The organism is Paenibacillus borealis (genome assembly GCF_000758665.1).
Lineage (GTDB): Bacteria > Bacillota > Bacilli > Paenibacillales > Paenibacillaceae > Paenibacillus_AQ > Paenibacillus_AQ borealis.
This window is the reverse complement of record NZ_CP009285.1, coordinates 4,775,895-4,801,170: the sequence shown is the minus strand read 5'-3', so window position 1 is coordinate 4,801,170 and position 25,276 is coordinate 4,775,895. Positions and strand designations below refer to the sequence as shown.

The 25,276-nt window shown below is 52.1% G+C and carries 21 protein-coding genes; 13 read left to right on the top strand and 8 right to left on the bottom strand.

All coding sequences use genetic code 11. The features are described from left to right. The first annotated feature begins 3 nt into the window (after positions 1 to 3). Complete coding sequence (locus tag PBOR_RS20080; RefSeq protein WP_042219701.1) at positions 4 to 834, top strand: carbohydrate ABC transporter permease; 831 nt, start codon at positions 4 to 6, stop codon at positions 832 to 834. Between the two features lie 391 nt (positions 835 to 1,225). On the opposite strand, the gene PBOR_RS20075 is transcribed toward PBOR_RS20080, so the two are convergent. Both PBOR_RS20075 and PBOR_RS20070 read right to left on the bottom strand, forming a co-directional pair. Continuing rightward, complete coding sequence (locus PBOR_RS20075) at positions 1,226 to 1,579, bottom strand: cupin domain-containing protein (RefSeq protein ID WP_042214699.1); 354 nt, start codon at positions 1,577 to 1,579, stop codon at positions 1,226 to 1,228. Continuing rightward, the gene (locus PBOR_RS20070; RefSeq protein WP_042214698.1) at positions 1,579 to 2,541 is read right to left on the bottom strand and encodes an AraC family transcriptional regulator; all 963 of its coding nucleotides are present in this window, start codon (positions 2,539 to 2,541) and stop codon (positions 1,579 to 1,581) included. The genes PBOR_RS20075 and PBOR_RS20070 overlap by 1 nt, the downstream gene beginning before the upstream one ends. A gap of 175 nt (positions 2,542 to 2,716) precedes the next feature. Here PBOR_RS20070 and PBOR_RS20065 point away from each other — a divergent pair, with 175 nt between their 5' ends. Further along, complete coding sequence (locus PBOR_RS20065; protein WP_042214695.1) at positions 2,717 to 4,834, top strand: glycoside hydrolase family 52 protein; 2,118 nt, start codon at positions 2,717 to 2,719, stop codon at positions 4,832 to 4,834. Between the two features lie 614 nt (positions 4,835 to 5,448). On the opposite strand, the gene PBOR_RS20060 is transcribed toward PBOR_RS20065, so the two are convergent. Both PBOR_RS20060 and PBOR_RS20055 read right to left on the bottom strand, forming a co-directional pair. Beyond that, positions 5,449 to 6,555, bottom strand: a complete 1,107-nt coding sequence (locus tag PBOR_RS20060) for a glycoside hydrolase family 88 protein (RefSeq protein WP_042214691.1) — start codon at positions 6,553 to 6,555, stop codon at positions 5,449 to 5,451. A 151-nt stretch (positions 6,556 to 6,706) separates the two neighbouring features. Further along, positions 6,707 to 7,567, bottom strand: a complete 861-nt coding sequence (locus PBOR_RS20055; RefSeq protein WP_052429574.1) for an AraC family transcriptional regulator — start codon at positions 7,565 to 7,567, stop codon at positions 6,707 to 6,709. Between the two features lie 182 nt (positions 7,568 to 7,749). Between PBOR_RS20055 and PBOR_RS20050 the strand changes: the two genes are divergently transcribed. Then, complete coding sequence (locus PBOR_RS20050; protein ID WP_042214689.1) at positions 7,750 to 9,357, top strand: glycoside hydrolase family 43 protein; 1,608 nt, start codon at positions 7,750 to 7,752, stop codon at positions 9,355 to 9,357. A 9-nt stretch (positions 9,358 to 9,366) separates the two neighbouring features. On the opposite strand, the gene PBOR_RS20045 is transcribed toward PBOR_RS20050, so the two are convergent. Beyond that, positions 9,367 to 10,467, bottom strand: a complete 1,101-nt coding sequence (locus PBOR_RS20045; protein ID WP_042214686.1) for a GerAB/ArcD/ProY family transporter — start codon at positions 10,465 to 10,467, stop codon at positions 9,367 to 9,369. A 183-nt stretch (positions 10,468 to 10,650) separates the two neighbouring features. Between PBOR_RS20045 and PBOR_RS20040 the strand changes: the two genes are divergently transcribed. The 4 genes from PBOR_RS20040 to PBOR_RS20025 all read left to right on the top strand — a co-directional run bounded on the left by PBOR_RS20040 (position 10,651) and on the right by PBOR_RS20025 (position 14,983). Further along, positions 10,651 to 12,159, top strand: a complete 1,509-nt coding sequence (locus tag PBOR_RS20040) for a spore germination protein (protein WP_042214684.1) — start codon at positions 10,651 to 10,653, stop codon at positions 12,157 to 12,159. A 2-nt stretch (positions 12,160 to 12,161) separates the two neighbouring features. Further along, entirely contained in the window at positions 12,162 to 13,382 is a 1,221-nt protein-coding gene (locus tag PBOR_RS20035) for a Ger(x)C family spore germination protein (RefSeq protein ID WP_042214681.1), read from the top strand. A gap of 6 nt (positions 13,383 to 13,388) precedes the next feature. Next, positions 13,389 to 13,619: a hypothetical protein gene (locus PBOR_RS20030; RefSeq protein ID WP_245647837.1), complete on the top strand. Its 231-nt coding sequence runs from the start codon at positions 13,389 to 13,391 to the stop codon at positions 13,617 to 13,619. Between the two features lie 134 nt (positions 13,620 to 13,753). Further along, a complete protein-coding gene (locus tag PBOR_RS20025; RefSeq protein WP_042214680.1) occupies positions 13,754 to 14,983 on the top strand; it encodes an MFS transporter in 1,230 nt (409 codons plus the stop codon). 98 nt (positions 14,984 to 15,081) lie between these two features. Here the strand turns inward: PBOR_RS20025 and PBOR_RS20020 are convergent, their stop codons facing one another. After that, on the bottom strand, positions 15,082 to 15,396 hold the full coding sequence (locus PBOR_RS20020) for a winged helix-turn-helix transcriptional regulator (protein ID WP_042214677.1): 315 nt from the start codon (positions 15,394 to 15,396) through the stop codon (positions 15,082 to 15,084). Positions 15,397 to 15,594: 198 nt separating this feature from the next. On the opposite strand from PBOR_RS20020, the gene zwf reads away from it, so the two are divergent. The 4 genes from zwf (at position 15,595) to PBOR_RS20000 (ending at position 20,174) form a co-directional block, all read left to right on the top strand. Next, the gene (gene zwf, locus PBOR_RS20015) at positions 15,595 to 17,133 is read left to right on the top strand and encodes a glucose-6-phosphate dehydrogenase (RefSeq protein WP_042214675.1); all 1,539 of its coding nucleotides are present in this window, start codon (positions 15,595 to 15,597) and stop codon (positions 17,131 to 17,133) included. Positions 17,134 to 17,212: 79 nt separating this feature from the next. Beyond that, positions 17,213 to 18,106, top strand: coding sequence for a phosphogluconate dehydrogenase (NAD(+)-dependent, decarboxylating) (gene gnd, locus PBOR_RS20010; protein WP_042214672.1), 894 nt, complete (start codon positions 17,213 to 17,215; stop codon positions 18,104 to 18,106). Between the two features lie 426 nt (positions 18,107 to 18,532). Next, the gene (locus tag PBOR_RS20005) at positions 18,533 to 18,739 is read left to right on the top strand and encodes a hypothetical protein (protein WP_042214670.1); all 207 of its coding nucleotides are present in this window, start codon (positions 18,533 to 18,535) and stop codon (positions 18,737 to 18,739) included. Positions 18,740 to 18,884: 145 nt separating this feature from the next. Continuing rightward, entirely contained in the window at positions 18,885 to 20,174 is a 1,290-nt protein-coding gene (locus PBOR_RS20000; RefSeq protein ID WP_042214668.1) for an L-cysteine desulfidase family protein, read from the top strand. Between the two features lie 16 nt (positions 20,175 to 20,190). On the opposite strand, the gene PBOR_RS19995 is transcribed toward PBOR_RS20000, so the two are convergent. Both PBOR_RS19995 and PBOR_RS19990 read right to left on the bottom strand, forming a co-directional pair. Next, positions 20,191 to 21,246, bottom strand: coding sequence for an ankyrin repeat domain-containing protein (locus tag PBOR_RS19995; protein ID WP_042214665.1), 1,056 nt, complete (start codon positions 21,244 to 21,246; stop codon positions 20,191 to 20,193). A gap of 229 nt (positions 21,247 to 21,475) precedes the next feature. After that, the gene (locus tag PBOR_RS19990; RefSeq protein ID WP_042214663.1) at positions 21,476 to 22,231 is read right to left on the bottom strand and encodes a DeoR/GlpR family DNA-binding transcription regulator; all 756 of its coding nucleotides are present in this window, start codon (positions 22,229 to 22,231) and stop codon (positions 21,476 to 21,478) included. 353 nt (positions 22,232 to 22,584) lie between these two features. On the opposite strand from PBOR_RS19990, the gene PBOR_RS19985 reads away from it, so the two are divergent. Beyond that, the gene (locus PBOR_RS19985; RefSeq protein ID WP_042214660.1) at positions 22,585 to 23,736 is read left to right on the top strand and encodes an iron-containing alcohol dehydrogenase; all 1,152 of its coding nucleotides are present in this window, start codon (positions 22,585 to 22,587) and stop codon (positions 23,734 to 23,736) included. A gap of 30 nt (positions 23,737 to 23,766) precedes the next feature. Continuing rightward, positions 23,767 to 25,242: a rhamnulokinase gene (gene rhaB / locus PBOR_RS19980; protein ID WP_042214658.1), complete on the top strand. Its 1,476-nt coding sequence runs from the start codon at positions 23,767 to 23,769 to the stop codon at positions 25,240 to 25,242. Positions 25,243 to 25,276 lie beyond the last annotated feature (34 nt).

Below are 25,276 nucleotides of genomic sequence, written 5' to 3'. Positions count from 1 at the left end.
ACGATGCAGACCAAGCGGAGAATCACTGAAATTGTCCTGTTTGTCATTACGCTCCTGGTGGCGGTTGTTTTTTTCTTCCCGATTTTCTTTAATCTGATGTCCGCGTTCAAAAGCAACGCCGAAATTATGCGTGACGCGATCGCTTTTCCGAAGACACTGTACTTAGACAGCTTCAAATATCTGCTCACGGAGACGGAGTTTCCGCGCGCGATCCTCAACAGCCTGATTCTGACCGTTGTGGCGATTGTCGCCCAGGTGCTGATTATTCCGATGGCGGGTTACGCGATTGAACGCAGAAATGCCCGCTGGACGCGGCTGGTCTTCGTCTATTTCCTGGCCGGTATGATGATTCCGTTCCAGGCGTATATGATTCCGCTGTTCAAGGAGCTGAGAATGCTCGGTCTGTACGGCAGTCTGGCCGGACCTATCATGATCTATGTCGCCGGTGCCGTAGGCTTCGGCTGCCTGCTCTATACCAGCTTCGTCAAAGGTATACCACGGGAGGTTGAAGAGGCGGCAGAGATTGACGGCTGCTCCCGCTACGGGATTTTCTGGAGAATCGTCTTCCCGCTGCTCGGACCGGTTACGGCAAGTATGGTGGTGCTGAACGGACTGGGAATCTGGAATGACTTCCTGATGCCGATGCTGGTGCTGCCTTCCGGCCAGGCCAAGACGATGGTTGTAGAAATCTACCGGTATATCGGGGAATTCTCCTCGCGCTGGGATATGATTTTTGCCGGAACCGCGATGTCGGTGGTGCCTGTGCTGATCGTATTTATCTTCCTCCAGAAGTATTTCGTTAAGGGAATTGCGTCAGGGGCCACCAAAGGGTAAGAGGTGTGTGCTCTCCTGGGAAAATAAAAAAACTCCGCGGGCCATTATGTAATGGTTTGCGGAGTTTTTGTATATATAGGAGGGCCTTGTGATGCGCTGAGTGCCTAATCTGCCGATAATTGACCAAGTAATTCGCCCCGAATTCGCCATCTGGGTGATCTTGCTCCTCAAGTGGACTGAGATTCCGTTATTTTGCCAAAATAACGCTCCATAAGGCGGAAGCGGACTGAGATTCCGCTATCTTGTGTTTTTGGGCTCCAAAAGACACGTGGCAGGACACTTAGCGGAATCTCAGTCCGATTGGCAGGTAATTTCGCCTGATTTGCTCAAATAACGGAATCTCAGTCCTATTCACCAGCGGTTGCTGAGTAATACAATATTGTGCTCCCTCTTATACCAGTGTCATATTGGCAGCAGGATTCAGCGAATCACTTTCTATAATAATCGCAGTCATTCCCGAATCGGTCCGGGTCTCATGCCATTCATCCTGCTCCCAGAAGACAGCTTGGCCTGCCCGGACCGCTGTAAATTCTTCTTCTCCGCCCCTGACATATCCTTCACCGTTCATAATCAGCAGCAGCTGCGGACATGTCGCCTGATGATAACCGATCACTCCCTGGTGACCAAGATATACGCAGCCGATATGAGCATCTGATCCTGTATGAATGATCTTGGAGATAATGAAATCGGAATTGAAGGCTGATATGGGTTTGCCGGATTCTTGTTGGAAATTGTATATCTTCATTAAATGCCTCCCCGCGTATTAGAGAATGATGCCCCGTCGTCTGTCTTCCCAGGCTCCTCCGTAAGCTGGCGGTAGCCCATGGGAGGCAGGCCGGTCCAGCGCTTGAACTGTTTGCTGAAATGGGAGACATCGCGGTAGCCGAGCCGGTAGGCGATGCTCTCTACAGACAGGCTGTTATCCAGCAGCAGCAGCTTGGCATGGCGGATAATCAGGCCGGAGAGATACTGCCTCGGCGGAAGTCCGTAGATCTGCCGGAAGGCGCGGTTGCAGTGGTTCGGGCTGTAGCCGAGTTTGGCGGCGATGTCTTCAATGCTTCCGGCCCGGCTGCCGGTTACTGCTGCGGTGAATACGGATTCCTGCAGCAGTCCTTCAATGGCATTTGCCAGGGCGACAGTTTTCTCTGTAACCCCCGGCAGTGTTCCCCGGGCAGGCGAAGGCATTGCGGCCAGCACCCAGCCGCTGAGTGCGGTGAACAGCTGCAGCGAAGCATTCAGCGTTACCAGCCGGCTCCGCTGGGCATCGCTGGCTTCAGGGAGAATTGTCGAGCTGATGATCGCATCAAGCGACGTACGGATTGCCTGCAGCTCCGGAGTGTTGCCGGTAAGGCTGACGGTATCCATCGTCATAAGGGAACGGCGCAGGACCAGATCATCGATGTCGAAATGCAGGCAATAATAGGTCATTTCATCCTCTGAAACCGTGCCCAGGCTGGAGTGTGCAATACCCGGACGGATAAACAGAATGTCACCGCTGTGCTGGGTATAGGACTGCCCGCCGACCACCATTTGCTGTGACCCCTGCAGAACGATGTTAATCTCGAACATGGGATGGGTATGCACCGGGTATTGCCACTCCCTGTTAACCTTGCGCCAGTGGGCGGCAAAAATATGAAAAGCAGCCTGTATATCCGGGGACATCCGGCCGTCCATGGAGTGCTGTGTACCGGGATCTAATACGTTCATATTCAACCTCTTTTTCGCTAAAAGATGGCTTTATTATAGCATAGGCCGCCGTGTCCGATTGATTTGTCCAAATAATTGGCGGCTTTGCGCCTGTTGCATTAACGGGGCCGGCGCTAACATAGAGCTATGAGCCCGGTAATGCCGGGACACAGCCTGGAGGGAGTGCATTTACGTTATGCCTACGAATAATTTCTTTAATGCCCATCATTCACCGATTGGTTCATTTTCCAGCTTCACCCTGGGATTTAAGGGAGCGTCCGGCGGCTTCGACCTGGAAGCGGGCAAACCGCCGAGACAGAACATATATATTGGCCTGGAGCGCAAGGACGGCAGCGGCTTCGATACTTTGCCTTTCCATGAGCAGGGCAGCGACGACGAGAGTAAGCGTTATGACATCGAGAACCCGGATCCGAACCCGGATAAGCCGCAGATTCTCTATCATTTTGCGGACGGCGAGGTCACCCGCGATTTCCGCCTGGCTACGGACAGCTGGCAGGCGGGTGATCTGACCTTCCGTATTCTCTCACCGGTCCGGCCGGTTCCGGACCCGGAAACAGCTGCAGACGCGGAACTCAAGGAAGTACTGCTGCCGGCGGTGCTGGTAGAGCTGGAAGTTGACAATACTTCGGGTGATTCCGTCCGCCGGGCCTTCTTCGGCTTCCAGGGCAATGATCCGTATAACGCCTTGAGACGCTTCGAAGGCGGCCAGGCAGAGCTGACAGGTGTCGGCCAGGGCCGGTTCCTGGCGATTGCCGCCGAACAGGGAAGCGTGAAATCCGCCATGCACTTCACCATGGAGGATATTCTGACAGCAGAGCTGGAGGAGAACTGGACCTTCGGGCTCGGTCAGGTAGGAGCGCTGGTCATGGATGTGCCCGCAGGGGAGCGGAAGGTCTACCGGTTCGCAGTCTGCTTCCACCGGTCCGGTTATGTAACCTCGGGAATGGACGCCGGTTATTACTATAACCGCTATTACAGCAATGTAGAGGCGGTTGCAGAATATGCGCTATCCCGTTTCGATCAGCTGAAGCATCAGGCAGAGCAGGCTAACACTATGCTGGAAGGAACAGGGCTCAGCGAAGATCAGACATTCATGCTGGCTCACGCCATCCGCAGTTATTATGGCTCAACCGAGCTGCTGGAGTACAAAGATCAGCCGTTCTGGGTCGTGAACGAAGGCGAATACCGGATGATGAACACATTCGATCTTACGGTTGACCAGCTGTTCTATGAGCTGAAGATGAATCCGTGGACCGTACGCAATGAGCTGGATATGTTCGTGGACCGGTACAGCTACGTGGATACTGTCCGTTTCCCTGGAGACAAGACCGAGTATCCGGGCGGGCTAAGCTTCACTCATGATATGGGAGTAGCCAATGCTGTTTCGCGTCCCGGTTATTCCTCTTATGAGCTGTACGGTATTGACGGCTGCTTCTCGCACATGACCCATGAGCAGCTGGTCAATTGGATTCTTACTGCAGCGGTATATCTGGAGCATACAGGTGACAAGAGCTGGATGGAACGCAACCTTACGGTTCTGGAGAGCTGCCTGCAGAGCATGCTGAACCGGGATCATCCGGATCCTGCGAAGCGTAACGGTGTGATGGCACTGGACAGCTCGCGGACAATGGGCGGAGCGGAGATTACAACGTATGACAGCCTGGATGTGTCGCTGGGCCAGGCGCGCAACAACATTTACCTGGCAGGCAAATGCTGGGCTGCATATTTGGCGATGGAGAAGATCTTCCGCGATAACGGCAATACGGAGCTGTCACAGACAGCCGGCAGACAGGCAGAGCTCTGTGCGGCAACCATTGTAGCCAGCGTTACAGAGGACGGCTATATCCCGGCGGTAATCGGAGAAGGCAACGATTCCAAAATCATTCCGGCGATTGAAGGCCTCGTTTTCCCTTACTTTACCGGCTGCAAGGAGGCGCTGGAGCGCGGGGGGCGGTTCGGCGAATACATCGCGGCGCTGGACACTCATCTGCAGGCCGTGCTTGTTGAAGGGGTGTGCCTGTTCAGAGACGGCGGCTGGAAAATCTCCTCCACCAGCAACAACAGCTGGCTGAGCAAGATTTATCTGTGCCAGTTCATCGCCAGACAGATTCTTGGTTTGGAGTGGGATGACAAGGGCCATGCAGCCGATTCGGCACATGTAACCTGGCTTACACATCCGCAGCTCTCGATCTGGAGCTGGAGCGACCAGATTATCTCCGGCGAGATCACCGGCAGTAAATATTATCCGCGCGGTGTGACGGCGGTTCTGTGGCTGGAGGAGCAGCGGGGGTAAGTATTTGCAAGCTGATAAGTGGGGAAGTGAGGAAAAGTGAGAAACGTAGAAACGTAGAAACGTAGAAACGTAGAAACGTAGAAACGCAACGTAAATTCGTAAAAAGCTGAAATGGTTATCCAAACACGCGGAGCCATTATAGCATTTCGTATGTGTGGCTGTCAAAGCTTTCGCTCAGCCGCGAACGGTTAGCGTTATTTCACCTGCGAAGGTAAAATGTTGTAAGAATTACAACTTTGAACCCGAAATACCGGTGCGTTTGAGCGGATTGTTGTATGAACTGAAATGCAGGAATTTTCCTGCAAGGCTGCCTGAAAGAAGATGAATGATGTATTTTATACAACATTATTGGATTTGAGGGAATGAAATGAAGGAAATGTTGTATTCCGTGCAGGATTTCGAACCGGAATCGAATCGTGACGCTGTGACACCTGTATGATCCTGAGTGGGCTTGGCGTTACAGACAATCAGCCGATAGATGCAGCTTTGTATAATAGTAGCTGTAGAATACTTGTAGTGAATCACCATTGATCTTAAGTATCATTAGTTTAAACGGCAAACAGCGGGTCTCCCAGAGTACGGGGGCCCGCTGTTTGCGTTATGCATTAACCAGACTAGAAAATCCGGTGCTTCCAGCCGTTCAGCTTGGCAACAGCTTCAACATAGTAGTAATCGCCGTAGATCAGCGATACATCGATGAAGGAGTCGCCGCTGCCGGTGCCGTGCAGCAGAATAGCTTCATGCTCCGGCTGATCCCAGGTGGCATAGTTCTCGGTCAGCGAACGCAGGATCCGTTCTGCGGCATTGGCGTATAGGCTTTTCTCGCCAAGCGGCACGATGTCAGCCAGCTCCAGCAAGCCTGATGCAGCGATCGATGCGGCGGAGCTGTCTCTGAACATCCGCTTGTCGTCTGCCAGGCGGAAGTCCCAGTACGGTACGTGATCTTCCGGAAGGGCGGAGATGAAATAGTGGGCAATCCGCTTCGCTGTATTCGAGAAACGTTCATCCCCGGTGTGGCGGTAAGTATTAATGAACCCGTATAGGCCCCAGGCAGCCCCCCGGCTCCAGCACGATTCTGCGGAATAGCCCTGGCCGCCGAAATTCTCGATATAGGCGCCAGTCTCGGCATCGAAGGAGAGGATATGTTTGGTCGATCCATCCTCACGCACACCATACTGCATTGCAGTTTCCGCATGGCTGACCGCAATATGTCTATAGCGCGGATCGCCAGTCACCTTACTTGCCCAGAACAGCAGGGAGATGTTCAGCATACAGTCGATGATCACCCAGCCATGTTTGTCCTCATTCCAGGCGCGGATGAACTTACCGGCAGGGTTATAACGTGCGGCCAGGAAGGTGGCAGCCTCAAGACCCCGGCGCAGGCCATCCTCATCCCCGGTCAGAACGTTCTTGATTACGGCTGTAGGCAAAAACTGAAAACCTACGTCATGATGCAGCTCCACGGTCGGCTTCACGAACCATTGCTCCAATGTCTCGTCCCAGTGCCAAGCGGCTTCCTTATAGTATTCCTTGCCGGTCATATCATGCATAATCCAGAGCATACCCGGCCAGAAGCCGGTCGTCCACCAGTCGGAGGCGATATCATCGAACTTACCGTCTTCTCCGGCGAAATGCGGACATTTCCCGCCGATCTGCTTTATCATCCGCGATACCTTCGTATCCAGCCGGTTCATAACTTCCTGCCAATATGCTGTACTCATAGCTGATGCCTCCATTAATTAGAATATGGCTTCAGTATAGCGTCCTATGATTACAGAAAGTTGTGATTTGATATGACGAAATATCGTAATATTGTCATATTCAAATAAAGTCGGTGACCTGAGCGGGCTAGCAAGCAGGGATCCGAATAAGCTACTTGTTCCCCTTCCGGTATTTCAGCGGGGTGGTTCCCAGCACCCGTTTGAACAGCTGGTTGAAATAGGAGGCGTTTGGGAATCCGACAGCGATGCCAATCTGCTCCACAGGCATATCGGTCGTTCCGAGCAGCCGGCAGGCCTGCTTCAGCCGCCGGGCGGTGAGATAGTCAACCAGCCGGCCGCCTGTCTCCTGATGGAAGATCCGCGAGACATAGGATTTCGAGAGATGAGTCTCCTCCGCAAGCTGATCCAGATTAACCTCTTCCTGATAATGCGCCTCGATCCAGTTCATAATCTGCTCCGAATAGCGGAGATTCCGCCGCTCTCCGGTATGGATCAGCGATTGATCGCCTGTTCCGATACAGCTGAGCAACTGCAGGAGCAGCATAGTGATATCCTCCGGGTCTTCCTCAGATGATTTGATCCTTAACTCATTGTAATTCCGGTAGAACCACTCCATGGTTTCAATCCGGTCGCCAAGATCGAAGCCGCAATAGGTATTGCTGCCCTGCCACAGCGCTGAGAAGACCGCTTTGCGTTTGGCGAAGCCCTGCAGCAGGTTCTCGGCAGTATGGGGATCAAGATAGAAGATGGAGCGTACGAACGGACACTCGGGTGAAACTTCAGAATAGATCCGGTGCAGCTGATAGGGCTGGAAAAAAAACAGCATGCCCGGGCGGATATCATACATCTGCTGATTGACCACAATGCTGCCCTGTCCGCCGTGCACGAACATGATTTCACAGCACTGGTGCCAGTGGTAATATCCCTTGTAATGATCATCGGTATAGATGTGATAGTCCCAGATCAGAGACTGACGGTTTGCAAACAGAACAGGTTCGAATAGCTGTTTCATAACGCTATGCTAACGCCTCCAACATGACAAAATACAAACATTTTATTATAACCCATTATAACTTTCTGCTCTCTCAGGCGCTACAATAAAAGCGGGTATTCTTCTATAGAATCCTATCGGTACAATCTAATCAATCTAATCCAATCCAATCTGTGACTTACATTAACCAGGGGGTAACAATTATGGCTCCAACCATTGTCAATCCGGTGCTGACCGGCTTTCATCCCGATCCGTCTTTCCTCAGGGTGGGTGATGACTATTATATCGCAACCTCAACCTTCGAATGGTTCCCCGGTGTAGAGATTCATCATTCCCGTGACCTGGTGCACTGGCATACACTTACCCGTGTTCTGACCGAGACCTCACAGGTGGATCTGCGCGGCAACGGAAGCTCCGGCTCTATCTGGGCTCCGGCACTATCCTACGATAACGGCCTGTATTACCTGCTGTTTACGGATGTGAAGTCCCGCTCCAGCGTGTATAAGGATCTGCATAACTATCTGATTACCGCTACCTGCCTTGAAGGACCGTGGAGCCCGCCGGTGCGGCTGAACGGCAGCGGATTCGACCCGTTCCTGTTCCATGACAGCGACGGTCGCAAGTGGCTGCTGAACATGCGCTGGGATTTCCGGCAGAGTCACAGCAGCTTTTCCGGCATCGTGATGCAGGAATATGACCCGGAAAGCGGCAGACTGACCGGCCCTATTCATGAGATATACAAAGGAACTCCAACAGGGGTAACCGAAGGTCCGCAATTGTACAAGCGCGGAGATTACTACTATTTGCTGGTTGCTGAAGGAGGCACCGGAGTGAATCATATGGTCACGATGGCCCGCAGCCGCAGCATATTCGGACCTTTCGAGACCGATCCGGATTACCCGATTATGACTACGGCCCATGATCTGACCTATGCCTTCCAGCAGGCGGGGCACGGCTCGCTGGTGGAGACGCAGTCCGGGGAATGGTATATGGCTCATCTGTGCACCCGCCCGATCCCGGGAACGGGCAAGCTGAATCCGCTGGGCCGGGAGACGGCCATCCAGCGCTGTGTCTGGACAGAGGACGGCTGGCTGCGCCTCGCACAGGGCGGGAAGCTGCCGGCCTTGCGGACTGCAGCGCCGGAGCTTCCGCCGTATCCGTTCGAGGCCTTGCCGGAGCGCGATGATTTTGACGGCCCTGTGCTGGGTTATCCTTACCAGAGTCTGCGCGTGCCGTTCGATGAATCGTGGGTGAGCCTCCGGGAGCGTCCCGGCTTCTTGCGGCTGCGCGGCCGGGAATCCCTGGCATCGCTGTTTGACCAGAGTCTGATCGGGAGGCCGATTCAGCATTTTGCCTGCACCGTAACTACCTGCCTGGAATTCAAGCCGGACAGCTTCATGCAGATGGCCGGACTGGTGCTCTACTATGATGACAAGGATTACTATTATCTGCGTGTAACGGCGGATGAACTCAGAGGGGTAGCTTTAGGCGTCGTAATGTGTCAGGCCGGCAAATATGGGGAAATATCCTCCATGCAGATTTCGGTGAAGGACTGGGAGCGTTACTATTTGAAGGCAGAGATTAGCGGCAGAGATATTATGTTCTACGCTTCACCGGACGGGGAGGCCTGGACGGCGATGTGTACGCCGCTTGATTTCGGCACCCTCTCGGATGAGCATGGCGGCAAGCTGGGCTTCACCGGCTCTTATGCCGGGATCTGCGCCCAGGATCTGGACCAGCAGGCGAAGGCGGCGTATTTTGACTACTTCGAGTATACAGGACTGGACTTCTCAGGCGGGCATAGCCTATAGCTATACAGCTTAAGAAGCAGCCGTACGCTGTCTCACTTTATATACAATCAGCATAATCAGCGGCAGTACGAGCGAAAGCGTGAGATCCCAGTCTACCCAGTAGTCCGGGATCTCTTTTACATAGAATATTATGTTCTTGGCGATGAGCTGGGAGAGTCCGTAGATCAGGAAGGCCACAGGGAAGATCAGCGGCCGGTGGCTTTTTAATTTGAATAGCTGGGCGGTTCCGAGAACGAAGGCATAGAAGTAGAGTGCTGTTTTGAAATAGGTTGTGATAATCCAGGCCGTGGCCATCAGTGCTTCGAGACGCTGCAGAAAGTTGGCTATATTAATCTTCTGGGCCAGGATATAGGCTGCATAGAAATTATGCTCTGAGAAATAAGCGCCGAGAACGGTCAGTGAGAGGAACAGTATCAGATTCAGACCCAGCGCTCCAAGGATGAGGGCCAGGAGGATATCCCGGTTGATCTTACGGCTCTTGCGGGTGTAGGGATAGACCATGAAAAATACACATATTTCCCCAAACGGATAAAACACACCGAACAAGACGGCATGCAGCATATCCGGAAAAGGCGTATTCAGAATGGGCTGGATTCGCTCCAGCTGGACCTGCGGAAATAAGAGCACCATCAGGCAAACGAGGAATAAAGCGAACAGCGGAAAAAACACCTGAGCCGCTCTGCCGACCGTCTCAAGACCCAGACGCAGCCCGTAGACAAGTATAACAATACTCATGAACCGGATGACACCACCCGGAGTTCCCTCATAGATCTGAGTACACATGAAGTCCTCGATCTCTCTGACATAGGTAGAGGCCGCGATGATGAAGAAGAACAGATAATATACGCCTACCGCACTGCCAATCCACTTCCCCAGAATCTGCTGGCTGAGTTCAATAATGTTTTTGTCCGGATTAATATTCGCAACAGTGACGAACAGGAAGACCAATGCGATTCCCGGCGGAATACTGATCAGGGCAGCAATCCAGGCATCCTGATGAGCTACAGATGTCATGGCTGCCGGGTAGACCAGAGCCATATCCCCGATAAAAGTGAAAAGTCCGAGGATTACCATCTGCGCCGTACTGATCCGATCTTTTTCAATACTCATGTCTATCCTCCATTTACACCTTACTATAGCCCGCAGGTTATATCTTCCCGGAAACCATCTTAGTATGGCATCTCCTTCCAGAATTATGTGTTTCAAGCACTGGCAACGATTCAGGAATAATTATCAAGCGGTGCTACCAAACTACAACAGAGTGAATGGATAGGGAAGTGGAGGGGAACGAAATTGAAAGATGCGGTTAACGGTGAGTTATCCTGCCGGCTGGAAGACAATGATGATCACTTGTACAAGCTGCTTGGGCAGAGCTCAGATCTGGTGCGCAAACGGCTGCAGCTGGGGGAACGTACGGAGCTTGCTATATTCTATATCGATGGTCTGATAGATACACAGCTGCTGCATAACTCAATTCTGTACTCGCTCCAGGAGGGGCGGGTTTCCGGTCTGCTGGAAGAACTGGCTCCTGACGGCAAAATAGAAATGCTGAGAAAACGCGTGCTTATGGCCGGCGATCTTACTGTGATCCATGACTATAAGCATTTCGTTCACGATTTGTTATCCGGGAATGTGATGCTCATGGTGGAGGGGAGCGCTTCAGCGCTGCGGATCGGACTGCCCGGCTGGGAAGACCGCAGCGTCAGTGAGCCAACCTCGCAGTCTGTGGTCCGGGGACCCATGGAAGGCTTCACGGAGAATCTCAGAACGAACACTGCTTTAATCCGCCGCAAAATCAAAGACAGCCAGCTGTGGCTTGAGACGATCCAGATCGGCCGCGTGACCCAGACGAGTGTCTCGATTATGTATCTCAGCCATATTGCGAATGAAGAGCTGGTACAAGAGGTTAAACGCCGCCTGAATAGCATTGATACGGATAGTATTTTGGAGAGCGGCTATATCGAGGAGTTCATTCAGGATACGGCGGTGACCCCTTTTCCCACGATCTATAACAGTGACCGTCCCGATACAATTGCTGCAGGGATACTGGAAGGGAAGGTGGCGATCCTGGTCGACGGAACCCCTTTTGTACTGCTGGCGCCTACGATTTTTGTATCGTTTTTTCAGTCGGCGGAAGATTACTATCAGCGGGCGGATATCTCCACACTGCTGCGGTGTGTACGGTTCCTGGCCTTCTTTATTACCTTGTTTGCGCCTGCGTTCTATGTAGCCATTACCACCTATCATCAGGAGATGATCCCGACCAATCTGGTAATCAGTCTTGCGGCCCAGCGGGAAACAGTGCCGTTTCCGGCTTTTATCGAGGCGCTGCTGATGGAATTCACCTATGAAATCCTGCGCGAAGCAGGGGTGAGAATTCCCAAGAATGTCGGTCAGGCTGTCTCTATCGTCGGTACGCTGGTCATCGGGCAAGCGGCGGTTGCGGCAGGGTTCATCTCCTCGGCGATGGTTATCATTGTGTCGATCACAGCGATCTCAAGCTTTGTCATTCCTGAAGCAGGGATGGCCATTGCCGCGAGAATTATCCGGTTTGCCCTGATTGGGCTCGCCGGGTTCATGGGGCTGTACGGAATCTTGTGCGGAGTGTTCCTGCTGGTGCTGCATCTGGTCAGTCTGCGTTCCTTCGGCGTTCCTTACATGAGTCCGATTGGCCCGTTCAGGGCGGCAGACCTTAAGGATTCCATCTTCAGGCTTCCCTGGCCGCTGCTGAAGACAAGACCGGTGGAGAATAAAACGCAGAATCTGCAGCGGATGAACACTTCCAAACGTGAGGAACCTTAAAGATGTATACAAGAATCAGGAAAGCCTTGACCGCATGTATTCCCCTATTGCTGCTTCCCATGCTGCTCAGCGGCTGCTGGGAACGGAAGGAGTTAAATGAACTGGCTTTTGTGCTGGCTCTGGGGCTGGATAAAGCCGAGTCGGGCTACAAGGTATCCATGCAGGTCGTCATTCCTTCCTCGATTACTTCACAGGGGGCCGGGGGTTCAGGGGCTGGCGGGGTTCCCGTTGTTACTTATAATTTTACAGTGCCGACGATCTATGAATCGCTCCGCAAGTTCAATCTGGTCAGTTCGCGTTCGCCTTATCTGGGGCATATCCGTGTACTCGTTATCGGAGAAGAGCTGGCGCGTGAGGGGGTTGGTGAAACACTGGATGTGCTCAAAAGAAGCCGCGAGCCGCGGATGGACTTCTACGTAATGGTGGCACATAAGACGACTGCAGAGAATATTCTAAAGGTCCTTACCCCGCTGGACAGGCTGCCCGCGAATAAATTATTCAACGCCCTCGACAAATCCTACAAAATATCGTCCAAGACAGTCGCGGTCACGCTTGATAAGTTTATTGAGGATTTGCTCTATGAAGGGGAGAATCCGGTATTGACCGGAGTAGAGGTGCAGGGAGATCCTGAGGCAGGCGGGGAGAAAGGCAATATTGAGCGGACTTCACCAAAAGCAAGACTGCATTATGATAGTGTAGCCGTATTCAAAAAGGATAAGCTGATCGGCTGGATGGATGAAAATGAAACGGTTGGTTACAATTATGTCATTGATGGCGTAACTAAAAATACTGGACACATCAAAGATAACGGAAGCCTAGTCATCGTTGAGGGGCTGTCGTCTACAACCAGACGGAAAGTGAAAATTATCGGCGGCGAACCGCATATTTATCTGAAAGTGGAGGCTGTATGCAATGTGGAGGAAGTGGAGGGATCAGATAAGCTGGATACGGAGAGCAAGATTAAATATCTGGAGGAGGAGACGGAGGAGCGCATTGTTGCCCGGATGAAGCAATCGGTTGAGAACATGAAAGAACGGTTTAATGTTGATATTTTTGGCTTCGGCCAGTCCATTTACCGTACCAGCCCCAAGACCTGGGCCAAGCTGCAGGAGCAGAATAAGGAAGGCTATCTCCAAGCAATGACCATTCATTACGATGCCAGTGTGACAATCAACCGGATTGGTACGATAGACAATTCTTTTCTTGACGATATCAAGGAGTGAGCCTGAATGTTGCTGGTACTGATGTTTGTCATTATAGCCGCAGTCTGTATTGCAGCAGATTTGCCTTCACTGAAGGGCAGATCCAAGCGGCGTGATCTTATGGTTTACGGTGTACTCTGGATTGGCGGAATGGCGGCGACGGTGTGCACCCTGCTGCGGATTCAGGTTCCAAGCCCGCTGCTGCTCATCATGGTCATTTACAAGCCGATCAATGATCTCGTGGCTTCATGGTTCTAACCCGTTGACCCGGGAGCGGGATGAGAGTGCCGCCCAGCTGTGCAATAATTCACTTTGAAAAGGAAACAATTATAATATAATCCCAATAATTAACTTGGGCTGGAATATCAGCGAGGTGAAAGGCGGGATGCAAAGTGGAGAACAATCAGCTTCAACGGAAATACAGTGTATTTCTGGGCGTCATATTGTCGGGGTATAATGTGGCTGATAAGCTCTATGGCGCGGTTTTTATCATTTTGATGAGCTTGCGCGGCGTGGATGCCTTTCAGATCAGCATCGTGTTTGCCGTTTCTTCACTGTCCATGGCCGTCTTTGATTACCCGAGCGGGAATCTGTCCGACATCTATGGGAGAAAGCGCATGACGGCGGCCGGGTTCATAGTGTGGGGAGCGGGACTTTGGTTTTTTGCCGCTGCTGAGGGTCTCGCCTTATTCATCCTCGCCTCCATAGTGATGTCTCTGGGCGTATCGATGATCTCGGATTCTCCCCAGGCCTGGTACATTGATCAGCTGGAAGAGCTGGGAATGCCGGATTATAAAAAAATTGCCCTGCCCCGCATCAGCGGGTTTGTCTCGGCGTTTGCCATCGTCGGCGCATTGCTGGGTACGGTGGGCAGCAATATTCATTATGTTCTTCCGGTAGCCATTGCTGGCGTGCTGGCGGTAGGACTCGGCGTATATACCTGGCTCAGCTTCAGCGACAACTACGGAAGCAGAACGCAGAGCAGCATCCTCCGGGAGATCTATGCCAGCTCGGCCGATTTCGCCCGCAGCACAGAGATGCGGTTTATCCTTCTGCGCAGCATCCTGACACATACCGCGATGCTGGCCTTTCTGTTGTCCTGGCAGGTATATGGGGTGAATGAGCTGGACTTTCCGGTCAGTGCGCTCGGGCTCCTGCTGATTCTGTTCATGGGAGTAATTAGTGTATCGAGCTTCCTGGTCTCCTATCTTGCCAAAAAAGAGGTTGCTGCCGTCCGGATCATCGTCTGCGGAACTGTAATCTCTGCACTCGGACTGCTGCTGGTTGGATTGTTTCCCCATAAGGCTGTATTTATTGCCGGTCTGCTGCTGTTTGAATTCGGACTCGGGATGGATATGTCTTCTTCAGGTGTCTGGATACAGGATTTCATTCCCCGGGCCAAGCGGGCGACCTTCTCCTCCGGACTGTCAGCGCTCAAATCACTCGCCGGTTTCCTGATTACGCTGATCCTGGGAATCATGGCCAAGAATCTCGGGTATGCCTTCATCTGGTGCTTCGCCGCAGCCTCGCTGCTGGTGTCCAACATCGTACTGCTCTATTTCAACGCCAGATATGTACGGGCAGGCAGCATAGGGGACGACCAGAAGACATTGGTATCTTGATTCTGTACTGCTTGGTTGATACTGACAAAGCTAACAACAGCAGGTCTGCTTCCGCGGGACCTGCTGTTTGGCATGCTCACACAGCGGTATCAGCGGCATTACAGCCATTTCATCGCCCATGCTTCGACGGGCAGGAGCGCTGTACCCAGCTCCTGCCCTTTGGCAGTGAGCGAATATTCCGTCCTTACCGGACGGTCAGGGATGACCGCACGGCTGATCAGACCGCATTCTTCAAGCTCCTTCAAGCGCTCGTTGAGCATGCGTTTGCTCAAATCGGGGATGATATTATGCAGCTCACTGAACCGTTTAGTGCCCTCCATCAGTACATGGATAATCAGATTCACCCACTTCTTGCCGATGATATGATGGACGTGCTCGACTTTGGCGAGCAAGGGCTTAAGCTCCTGTGTCATGCGGATTCCACCTTATTTAGTTATTATAAATATCCACCTTACTATAACATAGTGAAAAGTGCGTGAAAATAAGTACTTTTCGTAAATGTCGAAATGAGGTTGACGAATGGATTCTGCAGTCGTATGATGTGTGTTATAAAGTTTGTGAGTAATAATAAGTAACCACATAAACATTTGATAATTACGGGAGGAATGAAAGTGGAATCATCATCATTCGTACTATTTGGCGCAACCGGGGATCTGGCCAAACGGAAAATATACCCCGCACTATATAACCTGTTCAAAGATGGTAAGCTTTCCGGTCCTCTTTCAGTCATAGGCCTTGGCAGAAGAGAGCTGACGAATGAAACCTTCCAGCATCAGGTGCTGGATTCACTGCGCACCTTTTCGCGGCGGCCGGTAGAAGATTCGGCGGAGCTGCAGAATTTCCTGCTGGCTTTTGAATATAGCGTGCTTGATGTCGGACGCCCCGAAGATTATGTTAAGCTGCTGGGACATGTGCAGCGCCGCGAGGAAGAGCTGGGACTTCCGCAGAACCGGATGTTCTATCTCTCTGTCGGTCCTGAATTCTTCGGCGAGATTGCCGGGAACATTAATGCCAGCGGACTTGGTAACACGAAGGGATGGAAGCGGCTGATTATCGAGAAGCCGTTCGGACGGGATCTGCAGTCGGCACGGGTGCTTAATGACAGCTTGAACGCTGCTTTTACGGAAGAAGAGATCTTCCGCATTGACCACTTCCTCGGCAAACCGATGGTACAGAATCTTGAGGTGCTGAAATATTCCAATCCTGTGCTGCGGGCGTTGTGGCAGAACCGGTATATCGAGAGCGTACAGATTACAGCCAGTGAAACGGTCGGTGTGGAAGAGCGGGCCGGTTATTATGACAAGGCTGGTGCGCTGCGCGACATGTTCCAGAACCATATGCTTCAGCTCCTCATGATGATGGCCATGCAGCTCCCCAAAGGCAGCACCCCGGAGGATGTCCGCAGCAAGAAGCGCCATGTCATCCGTTCGGTACGCCCATTGCTCCGTGAGGAAGTGACGCAGCATGTGGTGCGCGGGCAGTATGCAGCGGGTGAGATGCGCGGCCGGCAGGTGGCAGCTTATACGGCTGAACCCGGCATTGAAGCCTCCTCGCAGAATGAGACCTATATCGCCGCCCGGCTGTGGATTGATGATCCGCTATGGAATGATGTGCCTTTCTATATCCGCACCGGCAAACGCATGAAGGAGAAATCCACGCGGATTGTTATAGAATTCAAAGAGCCGTTTAATGATTTGCATAATAAGAACAGAAGCAAGCTCGCGCTGGACCCTAACCTGCTGGTGATTGATATTGGTCCGAATGAAGGAATCTCCCTTACGCTCAATACCAAAAATCCGCGCCAGCACGGACAACTCGAGCCAGTCAGCATTAAGCATGAGTCGGGTAACCCCGACCTGCCGGAAGCCTACGAGAACCTGATTTATGATGCTTTGCTCGGAGATGCGACCTTCTTTGCCCATTGGGATGAAGTGGAGTTGTCCTGGCAGTGGGTTCAGCCTATAATCGAGGCAACAGAAGAAGGGACGCTTCCGCTTCACCTGTATCCAGCCGGTTCTTTTGGACCCAAGGCAGCAGATGATTTGCTCGGGGAGCATCACTGGTGGCTCGATGAACCGGAGCACGGGGAGCATTCCCCGGTCCGCCAGACACAAGAGCTGGATCCGGAAGCCATCCGGCCTGGCGCGTGAGCTGGGGCAATACCTTCTATTTCGAACAGTACTATTTGCAGCTAAGAGCAGACAACTATAACATTCGGAGGGATTAGCAATGAAAGTCGGTTTAATTGGACTAGGCAAAATGGGCTTCAATCTCGGCCAGAATCTATTGGAGCACGAACATGAAGTCGTGGCTTATGATGTGAACGCCGCTGCGGTGCAGGAGCTTGAAGCGAAAGGAGCCGCCAGTGCGGGAAGTCTGGCAGAACTTACAGGAAAGCTGGAATCCCCGCGTATCCTCTGGATCATGGTCCCGCACACCTTTGTGGATTCGGTCATCACAGAGCTGACCCCACTGTTGTCGGAGGGCGATATCGTCATCGAGGCCGGAAATTCTCATTATAAGGAGTCGATCCGCCGTCACGATGAGCTTAGCGCCCACGGGATTTATTTCCTGGATGCCGGAACTTCCGGCGGGATGGAAGGCGCACGCAATGGCGCCTGTTATATGATCGGCGGAGATGAGGAAGCATGGGCGGTCGTCGAACCGGTCTTCCGCGATACTGCGGTCGAGAACGGGTACCTGTATGCCGGCAAATCCGGCAGCGGACACTTCCTGAAGATGGTCCACAACGGGATTGAATACGGCATGATGGCCGCAATTGGTGAGGGCTTCGAGGTGCTTGAGAAAAGCGGCTATGACTTCGACTTCGAGCAGGTGGCCCGTGTCTGGAACAACGGCTCGGTCGTCCGCTCCTGGCTGATGGAGCTGATCGAACGCGCCTTCTCCAAGGATGCCAAGCTGGATGAGATCAAGGGAATCATGCATTCCTCCGGGGAAGGCAGATGGACGCTGGAGACCGCGTTTGACCTGCAGGCGGCTACGCCGGTTATCGCTATGGCGCTGCTGATGCGCTACCGGTCACTGGAGACTGACACCTTTACCGGCAAAGTGGTTGCCGCGCTGCGCAACGAGTTCGGCGGCCATGCGGTGGAGTCGAAGTAAGAGGAAGGCGGGGGAGCTTCAGTCCCCGGAGTGTATAAAAAGTTAGTAGTAGAAGAGCAGCGGATTCCTTTGGGAACACGCTGCTTTTTTTGTCTTTAAGCTGAAGGTCCCAGAAGCCGGCTGGAGGGGAAGATCAAAGGGATAAATCCCTTTGAATCCGCCGAAAGTGGGCAGCAGGAGCCAAATGTATGCGAAAAACCGAATACAATGTGCCAACAATAGGGTAGACGAGCCAAATGTATGCGAAAAACCGAATACAATGTGCCCACGATAGGGTAAACGAGCCAAATGTATGCGAAAAACCGAATACAATGTGCCAACGATAGGTTAGAGGAGGGGGTGTAGGGGATTAGGCTGCTCCCGGAATTAGACAACCCGCACGGGGCATATAGGTACAGAAACACGAAGCAGACGGGGGATGAGCCATTGTCACCTAATCAGGAATTTAGAGTCTATCTGATCACTAAGGAAGATATCTTCCGGTTTATCATGGTCGAAATTGTCATTGGCAGCATGACGTATTCACTGGCACTGAAGATATTTCATAATGCTATTCTGGCGGGTGCAGGGGGATGGGCTTGTACTGAAGGGCTGAAAAGGCTGGGGAAACTCGGGTTTTTACTGGGACGTTAACAGTGTACCGCCAGTTCTCCCTAACCATTTCAATCCGCCGCCCCGCTTGCTAATGGTTAATAACGGGGATTCCCCCGGGCTATCAATCTGAGGTACTATATAGGAATAGTTATATAGAGAGAGATAGAGGAATGGTGATTCGGATATGGTTAACCTACTGGATGTGCTGATAAAAGAAATTGTTCCGGCAGAAGGCTGCACCGAACCGATTGCGGTTGCCTATGCAGTCTCCCTGGCGGCAGAGCTGGTTGAGGAGGAGATTACAGCAATTCAGCTGTTCCTCAGCGGAAATATTGTTAAGAATGCGATGGGCGTAGGGATTCCGGGCACCGGGCAGACCGGGCTGCCGATAGCGGCTGCCTTGGGCGCAGTAGTCCGCCGCTCTCACCGGAAGCTGGAGATTCTCTCCGGACTTACTCCGGCAGAACTAACGAAGGCTAATGCGATGATCGAGCAGAAGCTGCTGAATGTTGAACTGAAGGATACTTCTGAGAAATTGTATATTGAAGCCAGAGTGAGCAGCTTGAATCATACCGCGACTGCGATTGTAGCTAAAGAGCATACGAATGTGGTATTCCTGTCCAAAGACGGCGTTAAGCTGGAGCCGGGGAAGGACAAGGCGGATTGCGAGGAGTCTGAAACGCTGGACCCGGAGGTATATTCGGTTTCACTAGAGGAAATATATGAGTTCATTCAGACCACACCTTTCCCGGAGCTTAGTTTCCTGCTGGAAGGGGCACGAATGAATAGAGCAATCTCGGACGAGGGGCTGCGCGGGGAATATGGCCTGCAGGTTGGAAGGAAAATGAGCCAGCAATCGGCTGTCAATCTGTTTGGTAATGATGTAGCGAACCGGATTATTGCCGCGACGGCGGCAGCATCTGATGCGCGGATGGACGGCAGTGCCATGCCGGTGATGACCACCGCAGGCAGCGGGAATCAGGGCATTGCCTGCACCTTGCCGGTCATTGCCCTTGCAGATCTCCTCGGCAAGGATGAGGAGACACTGGCAAGAGCGATGGCACTCAGCAATCTGATTACGATTCACGTCAAACATTACATCGGCCGGCTGTCGCCCTTGTGCGGGTCGGGAATTGCCGGCGGAGTAGGGGCGGGCAGCGGCATTGTTTACCTGATGGGCGGCAGTCTGGATCAGATCAAGCACTCCATCCAGAACACCATTGCTTCTACGTCCGGAATGATCTGCGACGGTGCGAAACCGACCTGTGCCCTGAAGATCTCAACCGCCACGAATGCAGCGATCCAGTCCGCGACGCTGGCGATGAACGATATTTCAGCGAGTCTGAATGACGGTGTTATCTTTGAGAAGGTTGAAGATACGATTAAGAATATGGAGACTCTGGTTCAGGAAGGGCTTGCCGCAACCGACCAGGCGATTCTGAACATCATGCTCTCCAAAGGAGCGCCTTCGTAATACGTATAGTTTAGACTTAGCGGGTGTAATCCGGTTGGTCCACGGCTACCGGCTGAGGATTGGCCAGTACCCACAGCACCGCCAGTTCGCTTAATCTTGCCGGTTCATCGTAGCCAGAACCCATACGTAGCCTGCTGGCTAATGAAGCTGCTTCCTGAAGGAGGGCGGGAGGCAGCGGCGTACCTGTGCCCAAGTGCGCAATCAGGGCATCCAGCATTTTACGGTAATTGTCATCCCAGTTGCCTCCGCCGTTATCCAGGATTTCGTGAGACACCCGCCCGGTAATGCGGATAACCTCTCCCTGCACGGTTTGCGCATGTCCGGAAGCAGGGACGAGATAATCCCAGAGTTCCTGATGCTGAGCGGACCATGCAGCTGGCTTGGCCTTAATGGCCGAGGCTCCATCGTGCTTCTCCAATTTCGCTACAGGCTCGACATCAAATAGCCGGTACAGCTCCAGCAGGGCGGATGCTTTGTTATCCAGCTCCTCGTTATTGTGACTGGCTCTGACAAATTCCAAATCCTTGCCGATCCGCCGTACGGAATCTTTCATCTCCGGCGTGATTGCTGCTCCGGCATCCAGCAGAATCCGGGAGATTTCCACCATGTGGGCAATATCGATATTCCGGCATTGGGATAATCCTTTAGCGAGCGGTGTTTGTTTCCGTTTATTCTCCGCATGGATATTTGCACCATGGGCGACCAGATCCTGTATTGCCCGGGTCCGGTAATAACCCGCCGCAGCATGCAGCGGTGTCTCATTCTGATAATCAAGGGCTTCCGGGTCCGCGCCTAATTCCAGGAGTAACGGGATATTACCGGACCAGGCTGCAGCCTGGGAGTGCAAAGGGGTGTGCTCATATTTGTCCCGGGCGTTGATGTCAGCACCCTGCTCTACAAGCCAGCGGACCAGCTCATCCGGGATTTGCCGGAAGCTGAGCGCGGTTCCTTTGCTGTAGCCCCCGCGTGCATCCCATTCGCATTCCGCAAAAATGGCCTTGAGTGCAGCGAGATCATTCGATTTAACCCGCTCGCCAAAATCGGCGGGTAATGTTTTTTTCTTTTTCCCCATAGCATTTTTCCGCTCCTTTATGAATAGCAGATAATTTCTGCAAGTTTATCATATAGAGGAAGTGAACACCAATAGAGTCAGGGTCAGGAAGAGACACTGCAGCACAGCAAACAGCTTAAGCCAAAAGGCAAAACTTCTTATCCCGAATCCGGGAAGAGCGGTTTTGCCTTTTGGCGTTTACATACTCTTTTATAGGGCACTGAACGGTTTGTGTCAGCAGCAATGCTGCTTAGTACAGCACCTCCACATTGTTCTCGGCCAGCAGCTTAAGCCAGGTATCCGTCGGTTTGCGGTCGGTGATCAGCACATCGAGCCTGCTGAGCTCTACCAGGTTGGCGAAGGCAGTTTTGTTGAACTTGGTGTGATCGGCCAGCAGCACTATCTTCTCCGCTTGGCGCAGCATATATTTTTTCAGCTCACATTCCGGTTCATTGGAATCAGTAACTCCGCGGTCCATATCGATGCCTTTGCAGCTGATGACAGCGATGTCGACATTATAGCGTTGGGTGGTGTCATGGGCGACCGGACCGACGAGTGACAGGGAACGGTGGCGCAGTGATCCGCCGGTGGAAATAATGCTCAGGCTGGAATTCGCGAACTCGTGCAGAATGTTGATCGAATTCGTAATGATTGTCAGATTGCTTTTATTGCCCAGCAGCTTAAGGAATTCAAAGGAAGTGGAGCTGGGGTCCACCATAAGCGTATCTCCGTCATTAATCAGATTGAGTGCTTTGATCGCAATATTGCGTTTGATATCCGTATTGAGCGCCCCACGGGTCAGGAACGGCAGATCCTCATTGGTATGTCTGTTCAGCATGGCTCCGCCGTAGGTGCGGCTGACAATCCCGTCCTTCTCCAGCTTCTCCAGATCTCGGCGTATCGTTTCCTCCGTGACTTCGAACATCCGGCTCAAATCGGACACAAGTACACGTTTATCCTGATGGACAAGATCTATTATTTTTTTGCGTCTCTCGGCAGCAAGCATAGGTATCACCTTTCCGGTAGCTATGTAGCTATATAGATTAAATATAGACTGTTATTTCTGTGTTGTACAATAAATTCAGGAAAAACAACATTTATTCTATTATGATCTTCGCAAAACAGACAGTAAACAAATAAAAACAACATTAATAATATTTTATTTGTTGACAACAAAGATTAACGGCGATACGATGAGGATGTTAATAATCTCTTTGAAAGCGTATGCCTTTGTGGATGATGAGGAGTGCTGAGACCAGCCTGAGGCGCCACAGCCAGAATGTACGTCCCTACTTCAGCGGAAATTCTTAGCTTTCTGTAATTGTTCTATACTAATTTGCCTGGGAGGCTGGTCAAGTAATGAGTACTCATGTCTATTATGTTCCGTCTATCAACATTATGGGTAAAGGCTGTCTGAAGGAAATCGCTCCATATATTCAAGAACTGAACCTGAAGAAAGCACTCGTGGTTACCGATAAGTTCCTGACGAAGAGTGGAATCGCCGGTAAGCTGCTGGCAGTTCTGGATGAAGCGGGAATTAATTATGTGGTATATGATGAAGTGAAGCCGAACCCGACCTGCAAAAATGTCCATGACGGCGTTGATTTCCTTAATGATCATGAATGCGACTATCTGATTTCCATCGGTGGCGGATCGCCGCAGGATACAGCTAAAGCGATTGGGATTGTAGCAACTAATGGCGGATACATTGCTGATTATGAAGGTGTGCACAAGTCCAAGAACAAATCCCTGCCGATCGTAGCAGTGAACACTACTGCAGGAACCTCAAGTGAAGTTACAATTAACTATGTCATTACGGATGAAGAACGTAAGATCAAGATGGTAATGGTAGATAAGAACAGTATCGCCACCATTTCGGTGAATGATCCTGAACTGATGGTCGATAAGCCTGCTGCGCTTACAGCTGCTACGGGTATGGATGCACTGACGCATGCAATTGAAGCTCTGGTTACACCAGGCGCTTACCCTGTAACCGATGCTACTGCACTTGCTGCTGTTGAGCTGATTTTTGGCAACCTGGCCCGGACTGTAACAAACGGACATGATATCGAAGCACGTGAGCAGATGGTGTATGCCATTTTCCTCGGAGGCCTGGCCTTCAACAATGCCGGACTAGGGTATGTGCATGCAATGGCACATCAGCTCGGCGGTGTGTATGATCTGCCGCATGGCGTATGTAATGCGATGCTGCTGCCATATGTGGAAGAAGAGAATGCCAAATATGTGCCTGAGAAATTCAGAGCGATTGCCAAAGCAATCGGACTGCAGGTAGAGGGCAAAAGTGACAAGGAATGCGCGGATTTCGTCATCGAATCAATCAAAGCCCTGTCCAAAGAAGTTGGGATTCCAGCCAAACTGTCTGAGCTTGGTGTAGATGAAGTGGATTTGGATCTGCTTGCTGAGAATGCAATGAAGGATGCTTGCGCACCGGGCAACCCGTTCATTCCTACCAAAGAAGAAGTTATTGCCTTGTTCCGCAAAATTCTGTAATTTACCTTCTATAGATTAAGGAGATTCCCTATGAACAATCATATCGCCGTCGATATCGGCGCCTCCAGCGGGCGGCTAGTACTCGGAACCCTCGTGGACGGGAGTCTTAAGCTGGAGGAGATTCATCGTTTCAGCAATGGGTTTACCGAGCAGGAGGGCTCCTGCTTCTGGGACATTGATTATTTGTTTAATGAAATTGTTAGCGGCCTCCATAAAGCAAAAAGCGCAGGAATTACCGAATGTACACTGGGTATTGATACTTGGGCAGTAGATTATGTGCTGCTGGATGCGGAAGGCAAGCGGATTAAGGAAGTATACGCCTACCGTGACCGCCGCACTGATGGGGTTATGGACGAAGTCGGCAAGCTGCTCTCACCGGAGAAGGTTTACGCCAAGACAGGAATCCAGCAGCTGACCTTCAATACATTGTATCAGCTGTATGCACATGACCGGGAAGAGCTGGAAGCGGCCGATCAGATTCTGATGGTTCCGGATTATCTCTACTATAGACTAAGCGGCCGCAAGATCAACGAGGTGACCAATGCCTCCACGATGCAGCTGCTGAATCTTGCAACCCGTGATTTCGACCCGGAGCTGCTGTCCTTCCTGCATCTCCGTAGAGAGCAGTTCGCACCTCTTACGGAGCCGGGAGAAGATCTCGGCTTCATCACGGCGGATCTGGTGCAGCAGTATGATCTGCCGCAGTGCCGCCTAATCTGTGCCGCCACGCATGACACAGCTTCTGCTGTGCTCGGTGTGCCTGCGCAGCAAGGCAGATCCTCGGCATACATCAGCAGCGGCACCTGGTCATTGCTCGGTGTAGAGCTGGAGCGCCCGATTAATGACAGCAGAGCCATGGCGGCCAATTATACGAATGAGTGGGGAGCTTACGGCACCTACCGTTTCCTGAAGAACATCATGGGACTTTGGCTGATCCAGGAAGTACGGAGATTGGATGGAGGAAGATACAGCTTCGCTGAGCTGGCATCAATGGCCGCGGGCAGCGAAGGCTTCCGCAGCCTGATTCCATGCAATCATCCGCGTTTCCTGAACCCGGACAATATGATAGAAGAGATTCGCCAGTCATGTGCGGAGAGCGGCCAGCCTGTTCCAGAGACTCCGGGCGAATTAGCCCGTTGTATCTTTGACAGTCTGGCCCTATCCTACCGCAGCTATCTGGCTGAGCTTGAAGGCCTTACAGGCCAAGGGATCGAAGTCCTGCAGATCGTCGGCGGCGGCGCCAACAATGAACTGCTGTGTCAGCTGACCGCCGATATTATCGGCAGGGAAGTACAGGCGGGTCCGACGGAATCAACAGCACTGGGCAACCTGGCCGTGCAGATGATTCAATCAGGCCGTATGACTGACATCCATGAAGCCCGGAGCGTCATCGGCACTTCCTTTGCGATCAAATCGTATCTGCCGCAGCCTGTTCCCCAGCTAGATCAGCTGCTGGCCCGCTGGGATGATCTCCATTCCGCGGCAATTGCGAGTGAGAATATATAAATGAAGGTTTAGTTAAAGGCTTGCGAAGCCAATT

Bases quoted from the DNA above. Each gene is read 5' to 3' on its own strand.
- PBOR_RS20080 (WP_042219701.1), top strand. From the start codon at position 4: ATGCAGACCAAGCGGAGAATCACTGAAATTGTCCTGTTTGTCATTACG.
- PBOR_RS20075 (WP_042214699.1), bottom strand. From the start codon at position 1,579: ATGAAGATATACAATTTCCAACAAGAATCCGGCAAACCCATATCAGCC.
- PBOR_RS20070 (WP_042214698.1), bottom strand. From the start codon at position 2,541: ATGAACGTATTAGATCCCGGTACACAGCACTCCATGGACGGCCGGATG.
- PBOR_RS20065 (WP_042214695.1), top strand. From the start codon at position 2,717: ATGCCTACGAATAATTTCTTTAATGCCCATCATTCACCGATTGGTTCA.
- PBOR_RS20060 (WP_042214691.1), bottom strand. From the start codon at position 6,555: ATGAGTACAGCATATTGGCAGGAAGTTATGAACCGGCTGGATACGAAG.
- PBOR_RS20055 (WP_052429574.1), bottom strand. From the start codon at position 7,567: ATGAAACAGCTATTCGAACCTGTTCTGTTTGCAAACCGTCAGTCTCTG.
- PBOR_RS20050 (WP_042214689.1), top strand. From the start codon at position 7,750: ATGGCTCCAACCATTGTCAATCCGGTGCTGACCGGCTTTCATCCCGAT.
- PBOR_RS20045 (WP_042214686.1), bottom strand. From the start codon at position 10,467: ATGAGTATTGAAAAAGATCGGATCAGTACGGCGCAGATGGTAATCCTC.
- PBOR_RS20035 (WP_042214681.1), top strand. From the start codon at position 12,162: ATGTATACAAGAATCAGGAAAGCCTTGACCGCATGTATTCCCCTATTG.
- PBOR_RS20030 (WP_245647837.1), top strand. From the start codon at position 13,389: ATGTTGCTGGTACTGATGTTTGTCATTATAGCCGCAGTCTGTATTGCA.
- PBOR_RS20020 (WP_042214677.1), bottom strand. From the start codon at position 15,396: ATGACACAGGAGCTTAAGCCCTTGCTCGCCAAAGTCGAGCACGTCCAT.
- gnd (WP_042214672.1), top strand. From the start codon at position 17,213: ATGAAAGTCGGTTTAATTGGACTAGGCAAAATGGGCTTCAATCTCGGC.
- PBOR_RS20000 (WP_042214668.1), top strand. From the start codon at position 18,885: ATGGTTAACCTACTGGATGTGCTGATAAAAGAAATTGTTCCGGCAGAA.
- PBOR_RS19995 (WP_042214665.1), bottom strand. From the start codon at position 21,246: ATGGGGAAAAAGAAAAAAACATTACCCGCCGATTTTGGCGAGCGGGTT.
- PBOR_RS19990 (WP_042214663.1), bottom strand. From the start codon at position 22,231: ATGCTTGCTGCCGAGAGACGCAAAAAAATAATAGATCTTGTCCATCAG.
- PBOR_RS19985 (WP_042214660.1), top strand. From the start codon at position 22,585: ATGAGTACTCATGTCTATTATGTTCCGTCTATCAACATTATGGGTAAA.
- rhaB (WP_042214658.1), top strand. From the start codon at position 23,767: ATGAACAATCATATCGCCGTCGATATCGGCGCCTCCAGCGGGCGGCTA.